Source organism: Arthrobacter sp. CAN_A2 (genome assembly GCF_015752045.1).
Taxonomy (GTDB): domain Bacteria; phylum Actinomycetota; class Actinomycetes; order Actinomycetales; family Micrococcaceae; genus Arthrobacter_D.
In genome coordinates, this window is record NZ_JADOUS010000003.1 from 98,379 (window position 1) to 111,013 (window position 12,635).

A 12,635-nucleotide genomic window follows, 5' to 3' on the forward strand; every position below is an offset into this window, starting at 1 on the left:
GATCAAGCTGTTGCGTGCACTGTGCTGATCTGACCCCCATGTCATCGAAGCGGATGGGCCGCTCGCTGCGGCCGATGGTTCTAGGTGGCGGCTCCGGTGAGGAACGCCTGCATGAGCGGCCCGCCGGAGGTGGAGCCCAGCTCGCCCTCCTCGACGAAGACGGCAACGGCGAGGTCTCCCTGCAGGGCGACGACCCAGGCGTGGGTGCGCGGGGGAGTCTCGCTGCCGAACTCGGCCGTACCGGTCTTCGCCAGGACGGGTGCGCCCGGGACATCCCGCAGCAGCTGCACGCCGCCCTGGGCGACGACGGCGCCCATGAGCGTCTTCAGCGTCGCGGACTCCGCGGCCGTGAAGGCACTCGGCTCCGCCGGGTCCGAGGGGGCCGCGGTCGGGGACGCCCCCGCGGTGGCGGACGGGGCGGTGGCGTCGTCGGTGGGCTGCTGGGAGGACGCCGCGCTCTCGGAGCCGGGATCGAGTGCGGTGGATTCCCCGGGCGCGAGGAGTGTGGGGGTGACGCGGGCGCCGGCGCCGACGGACGCCGCCATGGTGGCGAGCGAGAGGGGCGAGACGAGGACGTCGCCCTGGCCGATCATCGCGGCGGCGTGGGCGGTGCCCTCGGCCTCGGCGGGCACGGAGCCGAAGAAGGCGGGCGTCCCGATGCTCGCCTCGACGCCGATGCCGAGGTCGGCGGCGGCGCTCTCCAGTTCGGCCTGGCTGATCTCGTCCCGTGCCGCGATGAACCCGGTGTTGCAGGACTGCGCGAAGGTCTCGAGGAGGGGGATGGTGCCGACGAACCGGGCGGGATAGGTGCTGGCATTGGTGAATGTCCGGCCGTCCACCACGACCTCCTCGCTGCACTCGGTCGGTGTCTCGGGGGTGAAACCCGTGCGCAGCAGTGCGAGGCTCGTGGCGATCTTGAACGTCGATCCCGGCGGGTACTGCCCGAGCAGCGCCGTCTGCAGGCCCTCGCTGCCCGGCCCGTTGGCGGCGGCGAGGATCTCGCCCGTGCTGGGACGGATGGCCACGATGGACGACGCCGAGGGCTCGTCCGCGAGGACCTCCTCGCCGAGTGCCTGGAGCCGGGGGTCGAGGGTGGTGGCGAGGTCCTCGCCGTCCACGGGTGCCGTGGTGAAGAGGTTCCGGGGTGCCGTCGGCGCATCCCCCACGGGTACCGCGTCGACGGACAGGCCCGGGGTGCCGGCGAGGCGGGAGTTGTGCTGCAGCTGCAGTCCGGCGAGCCCGGTGGTGTCCCCGGCCCGGATGGCGCCGTCGGACTGCTCGACGAGCTCCGCGGTGGCCTCCCCGACGCCGCCGAGCAGCTCCCGGGCGAAGGTGCGGGTGGGCGCGAGCTCGAGCGTGTCCGCCTGGCGGAGTGCTCCCGGGACGGCGTCGATCTGCGCGTCGGTGACGGTCCGGGTGGCGTCGTCGCGCAGCACGAGGGCCACCACGAAGGCTTCCGCGCCGGCCGTGGTCACCTGTTCCTCGTAGCCCGCGGGATCGAGTTCCAGCAGTGTCGCCAGGGCGCGCGCGGAGGCGGCCTGCTGCGCCTCGGGGACCAGGGTCTTGTCGATGCCCACGCGGACGACGGGCCGCTGCGTGACGATGATCGCGCCGTTCGCGCCCGTGATGTCGCCGCGGTCCCCGGGGACGCGCGTCAGGGTGAGCTTCTCCTCCGGCAGGAGGTCGGGGACGAAGACGCCGGGATCCCAGGCTGCCTGCCAGGCGTCCTCGACGCGCGTGAGGTCCGCCGTCGTGGTGTACGTCCAGTCCTCGTCGGTCGCATCGAGGTCCCACGCGTACTCCAGCGTCGCCGTCGCCGTGTCCTCGCCGGTCTCCTCGACGCCGGCCACGGTGACCTGCGGCGGTTCCGGGGCGAAGCCCTCCGTGATGGCGGCGAGCTGGGCGGTCACCTCGGCGGGCTGCGCGGCGGTGAAGGCGGACTGTCCGACGTCGAGCCGGGCGAGCCCCTCGGCGAGTGTGCCGGCGGCGTCCTCGGCCGTCGGGCGGTCGTCGGTGCAGGCCGCGAGCGTGAGGGCGAGGGCGACGGTGGTCAGGACGGACGTGGCACGCTGCAGTTTCCCCATACGGCCCATTATGTCCGAGGAGCCCGCAAGGCCCCGCTGACCTGACCGGCGCGCCGGGTGGGGCGCACGCGCCCTGATCGGAGGGACGACGCGTCCCGGGCGATGGGGGACGGACGCGGAGTCCCGGCGCCGGGTCCGGCAGTGGTCGGCGGCCGCTGACCTGCCTAGAACTCCGTCGTGCCGCGTGATCGGCGGGGGCGGCCGTCGGGATCCAGGACGAAACGGCTGAGCGGATCGGCCCAGAGACGGTGGAGGGGCGGCACCGGTTCGGGGATGTGGTGCCGTACCTGCCCGGCTGGACGGGACGCGCGGCGGCCCGTGTCATGCCATCGGTCCAACGCGTCGGCGGTGGTGTTCCACAGCTCGAGCCCGGCTGCCGGGTCCTGGAGGCGTGGGTCGTCCTGCTCCAGGCCCAGGTGTTCGGCCCAGAGCTGGAGCCGGAACTCGCGGGCCAGCGGACGGTGGGGCTCCTGTCCGGCGTCCGTGCGGGTCGGTGCCGACGTGCCGTCAGTGGTGTCGAGTACGGCGCAGGTGAGTTCGCTGTCCGTGGTCCAGGATCGGCGGTTGAAGTTGTCCGAGCCGCAGGCGAACCAGTCGTCGTCGATGATGCAGATCTTGGCGTGGACGTAGATCGGCGTCCCGGAGCTGTTCTCCAGGTCGAACACGCCGACCCTGCCGGGCGCGGCCCGGTGGAGTGTCCGCATGGCGCGCAGTTGCCCGATCCGCCTGGGCGGACCTCCGAAGAAGCCGTCGGAGTCCGGGTACCGGGGCACCACGGCGATCACCGTCAGGTCGGGGTTCTGCTCCAGTGCCCTGGCGATGCCGGCAGCGACTTCCGTCGACCACAGGTACTGGTCCTCGATGTAGATCAGTGAGCGGGCCCGGGAGAAGGCCTTCGCGTAGCCGCGGGCGATGCTCCGGTCGCCGTCGGGCGCGAAGGGGAACGGGGGGTGCCTGACGCCGTAGGTACGGAGCAGCTGCACGGCGTGGGGGCCTGCCGGTGGTGGCGGCGGAGCAGCCTCCGGAAGCGGCTGGGGGTGCCGTGGCATGCGGGCCAGGCGATGCAGCAGCATCCGGTACGGCGTGCGATGGTCCAGGGGATGCGGGTCGTTCCACCGTTCAGCGAACAGCTCGAGGACATCCGCCACGACGGGCCCGCGGAGCTCGAGGGCGGCATCGTGCCAGGGGGGCCGTTTCCCGTACCGGGGATCCATCGCCACCGCTTGCGGGTCTCCTGCGTGGTCGGCGTCGTCCCGCCTGCTGTGGGAGAGGTCGATCCCGCCGACGAACGCGACGTCACGCGACGGGTCGTCACGACGGCGGATGACGAAGAGTTTCTGGTGGTGGGAGCCGAAGAGGCGTACACGCTGATCCAGGAGCACCTCGCCGCCTGCGTCGTTGACCTGGCGACTCAGGAGCTCGTTGGACCGGCCGCTGATCGGAGCCGACACGCGCTCGCCGTGGGATCGCCAGATCAGGCCCCGCACCTCCACTCCCGCACGGGCCAGACCCGCGAGCAGCCCGCCGATCGACGGGCCGTCCTCCGTCAGCCGCTCGTCGCCGTCGCCGCGCCAGTCGGTGAACCACACGCGGTCTCCCGCCTGCAGGGCCGTCAGTTCCTCGTGCAGTCGGGCGAAGTAGGTCGCTCCATGGATCAGGGGCCGCACGAGGTTGCCCTCGGACCAGGACGGCGACCCTGCATCACCCGCCTGCACGTCCGACGCCGGACTCCCCCGTTCGGCACGGCTCAGGAACCAGCTCTCGACGTCACCGTCCACTCGATGCTCCTTCGGGGGCCCGGGGCAAGGCCGGTGGTGTCCGGTCTCCAGAGTCAGCGTACGAAGACGCCGGCCCGTGCGCGACCCGCGTCGTCCTGCCCCCCTGGATCGGGGGGGGGGGGGGCGACGCCGAAAGTTGAGTCGAGTACACTCAAGGCGTCACCAGGATCTGCACCCAGACCGGAAGGGAACCGCGCGTGGATACCAACTTCACCACCAAGAGCCGTGAGGTGTTGTCAGCCGCTGCGATGAACGCATCCACGGCGGGCAACGCCCAGATCGAGGCGCCGCATTTCCTCAAGGCGCTGCTCGACCAGCGGGACGGCATCGCCGTCGCCCTGCTGCGGGCGGCAGGCGCGGATCCCGACACAGTGAGCGTCCAGGCGAGTTCCGCGATCAAGGCCCTGCCGTCGTCGTCGGGCTCCTCCGTGGCGCAGCCGCAGTTCTCGCGCGGTGCACTGCAGGTCGTCAGCGCCGCCCAGCAGGAGGCGGAGACGCTCGGGGACCAGTTCGTGTCCACCGAACACCTCCTGCTGGCCCTGGCGGCCGACGGGGGAGCGGCGGGCGGCATCCTGCGGTCCGTCGGGCTCACCCGTGAGGCCCTCGCCGCGGAGCTGCCCGGCGTGCGGGGCGACCGGCGCGTGACGACGCCGGATCCCGAGAACACCTTCCAGGCGCTCGAGAAGTTCGGCGTCGACCTGACCGAGGTGGCGCGCAGCGGGAAGCTCGACCCGGTCATCGGCCGCGACGCCGAGATCCGCCGCGTGGTGCAGGTGCTCAGCCGCCGCACCAAGAACAACCCCGTCCTCATCGGTGAGCCCGGCGTCGGCAAGACCGCCGTCGTCGAGGGGCTCGCGCAGCGCATGGTCGCGGGTGACGTCCCCGAATCGCTCCGGGGGAAGCGGCTCATCAGCCTGGACCTCGGGTCCATGATCGCGGGCGCCAAGTACCGGGGCGAGTTCGAGGAGCGCCTGAAGGCCGTGCTCGAGGAGATCAAGGGCTCCAACGGCCAGGTGGTGACCTTCATCGACGAGCTCCACACCGTGGTGGGGGCCGGGGCGTCCGAGGGTTCGATGGACGCCGGCAACATGCTCAAGCCCATGCTGGCGCGGGGTGAACTCCGGCTGATCGGCGCGACGACGCTGGACGAGTACCGCGAAAACGTCGAGAAGGACCCGGCGCTGGAACGCCGGTTCCAACAGGTCTACGTGGGCGAGCCGTCCGTGGCGGACACCATCGGCATCCTGCGCGGGCTGAAGCAGCGCTACGAGGCCCACCACAAGGTCTCCATCGCTGACTCCGCGCTCGTCGCCGCAGCCACCCTCTCCCACCGGTACATCCCCGGCCGTCAGCTCCCGGACAAGGCGATCGACCTCGTGGACGAGGCCGCCTCGCACCTGCGCATGGAGATCGACTCGGCGCCCGTGGAGATCGACGAGCTGCGCCGGTCCCTCGAGCGCAAGCACATGGAGGAGATGGCCCTCTCCCGCGAGAAGGACGAGGCGTCCCTCGAGCGGCTGCACGCCCTGCGGGCGGAGATGGCCGACCGCCAGGAGGAACTCGATGCCCTGAACTCCCGGTGGGAGGCGGAGAAGGCGGGACTGAACCGCGTGGGTGACCTGAAGGCCTCCCTCGACGAGCTGCGCTCGCAGGCGGACCGCGCCCAGCGCGAGGGGGACCTCGAGACGGCGTCGCGCATCCTCTACGGCGAGATCCCGCGTGTGGAGCGCGAGCTGCGCGAAGCGCAGGCCGCCGAGGAGCAGACCGCGAACGCCCCCGAGCTGATGGTCGCCGAGGAGGTCACGGCGAACGACATCGCCGAGGTCATCTCCGCCTGGACGGGCATCCCGGCCGGGCGCATGCTGCAGGGCGAGAGCGAGAAGCTCCTCGCCATGGAGGAGGTCATCGGGGCGCGGCTGATCGGTCAGAAGCGGGCGGTGTCCGCGGTGTCCGACGCCGTCCGGCGCGCCCGGGCCGGGGTCTCGGACCCGAACCGCCCCACGGGGTCCTTCCTGTTCCTGGGCCCCACGGGCGTGGGCAAGACCGAGCTCGCGAAGGCGCTCGCGGACTTCCTGTTCGACGACGAGCGGGCCATGATCCGGATCGACATGTCCGAGTACTCGGAGAAGCACTCGGTGGCCCGCCTCGTCGGTGCCCCTCCCGGCTATGTCGGCTACGAGGAGGGCGGCCAGCTCACCGAAGCCGTCCGGCGCCGCCCGTACAGCGTGGTGCTGCTGGACGAGGTCGAGAAGGCGCACCCGGAGGTGTTCGACCTGCTGCTGCAGGTGCTCGACGACGGCCGGCTGACCGACGGCCAGGGCCGGACCGTCGATTTCCGGAACACCATCCTCGTGCTGACGTCCAACCTCGGTTCGCAGTTCCTCGTCGACCCGTCCCTCGACGACGCCGCGAAGCGCGCCGCCGTGATGTCCGCGGTGAACGCGAACTTCCGGCCCGAGTTCCTGAACCGGCTCGACGACGTCGTGGTCTTCGATCCGCTGAGCCTGGATGACCTCTCCAGGATCGTCGACCTCCAGGTCAGGGCCCTCGGGGACCGGCTGCACGACCGCCGGCTCGAACTCGACGTCAGTGCGGCGGCGGGCGAATGGCTGGCCCTCACCGGGTTCGACCCGGCGTACGGCGCCCGCCCCCTCCGCCGGCTCGTGCAGCGCGAGATCGGCGACAGGCTGGCGAGGGGTATCCTCGCCGGGGAGATCGTCGACGGCGACACCGTCCACGTCGACCGTCCCGCGCCCGATGTGGACGCCCTCGGCGAGACCGGGCCCGACGCCGGTGGCCTGCTGGTGTACGCCGCCCGCTGACCGGGGCCGCTGCGGGTCATGCGCACGGGGTACGTCCGCCGGTGCTGCGGTGTGCCCCGGTGCTGCTGTGTCCTGCCGGCTCCCCTCAGGGGTCCAGCAGGCTGTGGCTGACGGGACCGCCGTCCTCGACGACCGCGAAGCAGTCCACGCGGCGGTCCCCGTCCGCCCAGGTCCCCTCCGTGGGCGTGGCGCGCAGGAGCGTGACCTGGAGGTCCTCCGTGACGACGTCCGGGTCGATGCCGGCGGAGGCCGCGGCGCATGCCGCCTCGGCGCGGAGGCCCAGCTGGTCGCGACCCGGGAACTCGGCGTCGTCGGCGTAGTCCTCGCTCGCCACGAGCTGCGCGTTGTGCGGCTCCGAGCAGTCGACCAGGACGGCCTCCTCCGTGATGTCCGTGAACTCGGCCAGGCAGTCCCCGGCCGCGAGCGACGACGGGTCCACGCGTCCCTCGTCCTCCGATCCTCCGAACAGCGAGAGGAGCAGCCAGGCGACGAGCCCGAGCAGCACGACGGCGCCGCCGGCGACCAGCAGGAGCGGGACGAAGCCGCTCCTGGACCGGGTCCGGTCCCGCTTGGGGTGTGCCTCGGACGCCGGTTCGCCACCCGGCGTCGTCGGGACCCACCCCGCGGGCGTGACGGCGTATTCGCCCGGTGGGGCGGCGGCCGCCTCCCCGGTCCTGTCCGCCGCGACATCCACCGGATCGACGGAGGCCGCCCCCGCGGGCGTGACGGCGTGTTCGCCCGGTGGCATGGCGACCGGGGCGCCGGGCGGCAGGGGGCCGCCCACCAGGGTCCTCGCCTCCTCGGCCGCGGCGGCCACGGCGCGGGCTTCGGCTGCGGCATCGTCGAGCGACGCAGCCTCCGCGACCTCGGGGCTGATCTGCGCCGGTTCGAGGGCGGGTTCCTCGAGGTCCAGGGTGTCCGGGGATACGGTCAGCTCGGGCTCCAGCGCCTCGGCGGAGATGTCCGGGTCGTCGAGGACCACGGTGTCGGGGTCGAGCACGTCGGCGCCTTCGGGTTCCCCGGCGCCGTCCGGCCCGGGCTCGTGACTGGGATCCGCCGGCACCTGCTCCTCGTTGCTCATGGGGTTGCTGTCTCCTTGCGATCCTGGTGCCGCATGGTCGCTACCATGGCCGGCGCTCCGACGTCGAGTCGACTCTATCCAAGAACGCCTGCGAAGAGACCGTCCCGCGGAAATCCTGTGCCACGGCCTGCGCCCCCGCGGTCGGGGGTGTTCGGCGGGACCCGAGGGCCCGCGCACTCGGGTGCCCCCGAAAACATGTAACCTATACTTACGACAAAACGACCAAATACTCCGGGGCCTCGCTGCAGCCTTGGGCCTCGTGCCCCAGTGACATTTCCGGATCGACGCACAAAGGGGGTCACGCCATGGGGCGCGGCCGTCAAAAGGCAAAAGCTACCAAGCAGGCCAGGGACATGAAGTATTTCAGTCCGGCCACTGATTATTCGGCACTGCAGCGAGAGCTCACAGGCCCGGGTAGTCGTGCATCCACCCGACGTACCGAACCGCTCGAGCCGGTCGAACCGGACTACTCGGAGTATGCGGACAAGTACGCCGACGAACTCGACGACGGCGAGGAGAACGGCTCACGCCGCACCGGCTGACCCGGCCGGCCGGTCCTCTTCGGGCCGGACGGCGAATCGTGAACCACACGGCGCATCGCCCCTTCGGGGACGGTGCGTCGTTCTGCATGCCCGGACGGCGGCACGCTTCAGGCCGGCGAGGCGAGGAGGGGCTGGAAGGCCAGCTCTGCGGCGCCGACGAGCAGGAGCTCCGGTCCCAGCGTCGCGCGCCGCACGGTCACGCGGCCGGCCAGCGAGCCCGCATTGACGATCTCGGCGAGCCGGTCGCCCCGGAAGCCGACGAGCGATCCGAGGAACCCGCCCAGGACGATCAGTCCCGGGTCGAAGATGTTGACGAAGTCCGTGAGGGCCACGGCGAGCAGGTCCAGCTGCCGTTCGGCCTCCACCCGGACGGCCTCGGGCGGGGTGCCCGACAGCACACGTTCGAGGGCCTCGATGCCCCCGCCGTCCAGGCCTGCCGCCCCGAGCAGCCGCTCGAGGCGGGCCTCGGCGTCGAGGCAGCCCGAACGCCCGCAGTGGCAGGCCCGGCCGCCCGGGCTGACGAGCGTATGGCCCAGCTCCCCGCCGTACCCGCGGCTGCCGACCAGCTGCGCACCCCCGCTCACGATGCCGCCGCCGATGCCGCTCGCGCTGCCGTTGAGGTAGACGGCGTCGTCGACGCCGAGCGCCGCGCCGAAGATGCTCTCCGCGAGCGATCCGAGGGACGCGTCGTTCGCGGCCACGACCGGCAGGCCGAGGGCGGCGCCGAAGGGGCCCGTGAGGTCGACGTCGTGCCAGCCGAGGTGCGGCGCGACGAGCACCCGCCCCGTGCCCGCGTTGACGAGCCCGGGCAGCGCGATGCCGACGCCGAGCACCCGGTCGAGCCCGGCCACGGTGGGTCGGAGGCCTGCCACGATCTCGCGCGTGAGCCCGACCGCGTCCTCGAGCGAGGGGATGCCCCGGGTCTCGCGGCGGATCCTCGCATGGACGTGGCCGCCCAGCCCGACGACGCCGACGGTCAGCGCATCGATGTCGGGGTTGACGGCGATCACCGCTATTGCCGGGTTCGCCTGCACGATGGGGCTCGGACGGCCCACCCGACCGCCGACGGCCGGTTCCGTCTCGCGGACGAGGTTCTTCGCGGAGAGCGCCGACACCAGGGCGCCCACCGTGGAGCGGTTGAAGCCGCTGCGCCGGGTGAGTTCCGCGCGGGACAGCGGGCCGCCGCGGTGGACCATCGTGAGGATCTGTGAGAGGTTCTGTGCGCGCAGGCCCTCGGTACCGTTCGCCACACCGGGTAGTGACCGCACAGCCTCGGGTTCTCCTTCGTCCTGCAGGAGCCTCCTGCGCCTTGCCTCGCCCTTATCGTATCCAGCCCCCGCCGCAGGGGTGCCTCGGGATGGAACCAGGCCGTCGCCCGGTCATCGTCCGGCGCATGGCGCGAGGATGCCGCGGGCCCGGGTGGTGCTCACGGCAGGCTCCCGTGGCCTCCGCAGTGCGCTGCGCCCGCGGGGTTCGGCTCTAGTCCGAGGACCAGGCCTGCACGTAGTCGGCCCGGGGCCGCCGGGGGAGATCATCGATCAGTTCGTTGAGGGCCAGTGCGACGGTGTTGCGCTCGCCCTGAGGGAGCGGGAGCATGCCGTGCAGGTAGGCGTCCAGCTCGAACTCCGTGAGGTAGCCGCCGATGCTGAAGTAGTGGAGCCAGAGGTCGCGGGCAAGAAGATCCGCGTGATGTGCTGCGAGCCAAGTGCTGTGCTGCTGGGTCTGTGCGGTCATTCGGGTGCCTGCTCGGGCTGCGACCGGGAAATGGGCCATGTCTGTGCTCTTGAAAACACCCCCGGGGAACCGGAATAGCCCCGGGCGGACACTTGTTGTAAGTAAGCTTACCGTTAGGCGGGGGTCACTGGCGAGTCCTGGAGTTGCGCCTCCAGGCCGTGGAGGATGATGGTCATGCCCTGGTCGAGTTCGGCCTCGCCGTCGTAGTCCAGCAGGACCGCCGCGAGGTCGCGCAGGTTGGGGAAGTCCTTCCTGGGGAGCCTGTGCAGACCCAGGCGCAGACCGATCTCGTCCTCGTCGGCGTTGACCACGAACTCCTCGAGCTCATTGATGAGGTGTCCCATGAGGAAGCCGTAATAGGCGCGGTACGCGTGCAGGGCGCCGGCCGGATCGAAACCGGCTTCGCGGAGGATGGCAAGGATCCGCTCGAGTGGCCTGAGCGCGCCGAGCGGCCGCAGCCCCAGGGGTGTGGACAGGGGGCGCGTCACCAACAGGGGGATGAGATGCGGATGCTGGAGGGCCAGATGACGGAAGTCGTGGGCTGCCCGGCGAAGCTGGTCCAGCCACGCCCCGCCGCCGCTGCCCGCCACGGGGATGGCCCACTGGTCCAGCAGCAGTTCGGCGAGCCCGTCCAGCAGTGACTCACGGTTGGTCGAGTACCGGTACAGGGCCATCGGATCCCGGCCGAGCCTCGCAGCGAGGTGCCGCATCGACAGGGCCTCGAGTCCGTCCTCGTCCACCAGCTGGATAGCGGTCCGCAGGACGAGGTCGCGGCTCAGGGGTCCACGCGTGGGGCTTCCACCCGCGGCCTCTTCGCCGGGACTGCTGTCCTGCCTCGTCACGATCCTGAACACCTGTTCCCTGATGCGGCATTAGTAAGCCGTCTTGCTAATTTGGACTCTACACCATAGTGTCTACGGTGTAGAGCGGTCGTAGAGGACACTGCGGATCCTTCCAGCTCACACATCCATGGACGAGCCCGATCAGGGCATCCATCGCCGTAGAGCGGCCCCCTTACGTTTCAGGAGAATTTCTTGGCTAATAGCACTGCGCACAGCAACACCCATTCCAACAACAACGTCACCGGCGACCACGCGGTGGAGAACCGCCGCTCGACCGAGACGAAGGCCTCGACCAAGACCACCGAGTTGTTCGCCTACGTCGCGATGGTCATCGCGACGGTCATCACCTCGGTGATGGTGGGTAACGGCGACGGCGGCGGCGATGACATCTTCGACGGCCGTGATGCCATGCAGCTGATCACGTACCTGACCATCGGCTACATGGTGGCCCGCGGACTGGCGAAGTCCGGAAGCCGCGAGCACTACAACGCATAGCCCGCATCGTCATCCCCGTGCCTGGAATCCTCCGGCACGGGGATGACCTGTATCCCGCGCCCCTGCCCGCTCGATCCTGACGGCCACCGGTCAGCGCCACCAGCGACACTGACCCACCCACTACCCATCACGACCGCCAAGGACCTTCATGAGCGATCTCGCCGCACCGCCCTCCACACCTGCCGCAGCGTCGCGTACGGTTCGTCTTTCCCGGCCCAATGATGTGGTGGCGTCCTACTCGGTGCTGCTGAAGCAGGTCCGCAAGGAAGGGCTGCTGAACCGGCGACGGCGCTTCTACCTCACGGTCTTCGCGGCCCTGACCCTGGCCATGGGCGCGGCCTGGACCGGCTTCGCGCTCCTGGGCGACACCTGGTTCCAACTCCTCATCGCCGCCGTCCTGGGCATCGTCCTGACCCAGGTCGCCTTCCTCGCCCACGAAGCATCCCACCGCCAGATCTTCGCCACCCGCAGCGCGAACGACTGGTCCGGACGGATCCTCGCCGCCGGCATCGTCGGCATCAGCTACGCCTGGTGGATGGACAAACACACCCGCCACCACAACGACCCCAACACCCGCGGCAAAGACCCCGACATCGACGTCGACACCATCTCCTTCCTCGAAGAAGACGCCGCCCAGGCCCGCGGACTCCACGCCTGGATCACCCGCCGCCAGGGCTACCTCTTCTTCCCCCTGCTCACCCTCGAAGGCATCAACCTCCACGCCCGCTCCATCGCCACCCTCTTCGCCCGCCGCACCATCACCGGCCGCTGGATCGAACTCGCCCTCCTGGCCACCCGCTTCGGCGCCTACCTCGGCATCCTCTTCTGGTTCCTGCCCCCCGGCATGGCCCTCGCGTTCCTCGGCGTGCAAATGGCCGTCTTCGGCCTCTACATGGGCGCCAGCTTCGCCCCCAACCACAAAGGCATGCCCGTCCTGCCCCGGGACAGCACCCTGGACTTCTTCCAGAAACAGGTCCTCACCTCCCGCAACATCCGCGGCGGAACCTTCATCAACAACGCCTACGGCGGACTGAACTTCCAGATCGAACACCACCTCTTCCCCGACATGCCCCGACCCCACCTCCGCCGGGCCTCGATCATCGTCAAAGAGCACTGCGAACGCCTCCGCGTCCCCTACACCGAGGTCGGCGTCACCGCCTCCTACACCGCCGTCATCACCTACCTCAACCGCGTCGGCCTCGCCGCCCGCGACCCCTTCGACTGCCCCATCCTCACCCGCTACCGCCGCCCCTGAGC

Annotated in this window: 10 protein-coding genes; 4 read left to right on the plus strand and 6 right to left on the minus strand. The window is 70.8% G+C overall.

Annotation, left to right across the window (positions count from 1 at the left end; genetic code table 11):
- Positions 1 to 80 precede the first annotated feature (80 nt).
- Together IWX63_RS04875 and IWX63_RS04880 are read right to left on the minus strand one after the other, a co-directional pair.
- Positions 81 to 2,084 carry a penicillin-binding transpeptidase domain-containing protein gene (locus IWX63_RS04875; protein ID WP_199277042.1) on the minus strand — a complete coding sequence of 668 codons (2,004 nt, stop codon included), beginning with the start codon at positions 2,082 to 2,084 and terminating at the stop codon, positions 81 to 83.
- Positions 2,085 to 2,248: 164 nt separating this feature from the next.
- The gene (locus tag IWX63_RS04880) at positions 2,249 to 3,862 is read right to left on the minus strand and encodes a phospholipase D family protein (protein ID WP_199277043.1); all 1,614 of its coding nucleotides are present in this window, start codon (positions 3,860 to 3,862) and stop codon (positions 2,249 to 2,251) included.
- 197 nt (positions 3,863 to 4,059) lie between these two features.
- Between IWX63_RS04880 and clpB the strand changes: the two genes are divergently transcribed.
- Positions 4,060 to 6,684, plus strand: coding sequence for an ATP-dependent chaperone ClpB (gene clpB, locus IWX63_RS04885; protein WP_199277044.1), 2,625 nt, complete (start codon positions 4,060 to 4,062; stop codon positions 6,682 to 6,684).
- Between the two features lie 85 nt (positions 6,685 to 6,769).
- Here the strand turns inward: clpB and IWX63_RS04890 are convergent, their stop codons facing one another.
- Entirely contained in the window at positions 6,770 to 7,765 is a 996-nt protein-coding gene (locus tag IWX63_RS04890) for a septum formation family protein (RefSeq protein WP_199277045.1), read from the minus strand.
- Positions 7,766 to 8,070: 305 nt separating this feature from the next.
- On the opposite strand from IWX63_RS04890, the gene IWX63_RS04895 reads away from it, so the two are divergent.
- Positions 8,071 to 8,307, plus strand: a complete 237-nt coding sequence (locus tag IWX63_RS04895; protein WP_199277046.1) for a DUF3073 domain-containing protein — start codon at positions 8,071 to 8,073, stop codon at positions 8,305 to 8,307.
- Between the two features lie 107 nt (positions 8,308 to 8,414).
- On the opposite strand, the gene IWX63_RS04900 is transcribed toward IWX63_RS04895, so the two are convergent.
- The 3 genes from IWX63_RS04900 to IWX63_RS04910 form a co-directional block, all read right to left on the minus strand.
- Positions 8,415 to 9,557, minus strand: a complete 1,143-nt coding sequence (locus tag IWX63_RS04900) for an ROK family transcriptional regulator (RefSeq protein ID WP_334685642.1) — start codon at positions 9,555 to 9,557, stop codon at positions 8,415 to 8,417.
- Positions 9,558 to 9,786: 229 nt separating this feature from the next.
- Positions 9,787 to 10,041, minus strand: coding sequence for a hypothetical protein (locus IWX63_RS04905; RefSeq protein ID WP_199277047.1), 255 nt, complete (start codon positions 10,039 to 10,041; stop codon positions 9,787 to 9,789).
- Between the two features lie 113 nt (positions 10,042 to 10,154).
- Positions 10,155 to 10,883, minus strand: coding sequence for a TetR/AcrR family transcriptional regulator C-terminal domain-containing protein (locus IWX63_RS04910; protein WP_199277048.1), 729 nt, complete (start codon positions 10,881 to 10,883; stop codon positions 10,155 to 10,157).
- A gap of 192 nt (positions 10,884 to 11,075) precedes the next feature.
- Here IWX63_RS04910 and IWX63_RS04915 point away from each other — a divergent pair, with 192 nt between their 5' ends.
- Together IWX63_RS04915 and IWX63_RS04920 are read left to right on the plus strand one after the other, a co-directional pair.
- A complete protein-coding gene (locus IWX63_RS04915) occupies positions 11,076 to 11,378 on the plus strand; it encodes a hypothetical protein (RefSeq protein WP_199277049.1) in 303 nt (100 codons plus the stop codon).
- Positions 11,379 to 11,526: 148 nt separating this feature from the next.
- Positions 11,527 to 12,633 carry a fatty acid desaturase family protein gene (locus tag IWX63_RS04920; RefSeq protein WP_199277050.1) on the plus strand — a complete coding sequence of 369 codons (1,107 nt, stop codon included), beginning with the start codon at positions 11,527 to 11,529 and terminating at the stop codon, positions 12,631 to 12,633.
- Positions 12,634 to 12,635: the final 2 nt, after the last annotated feature.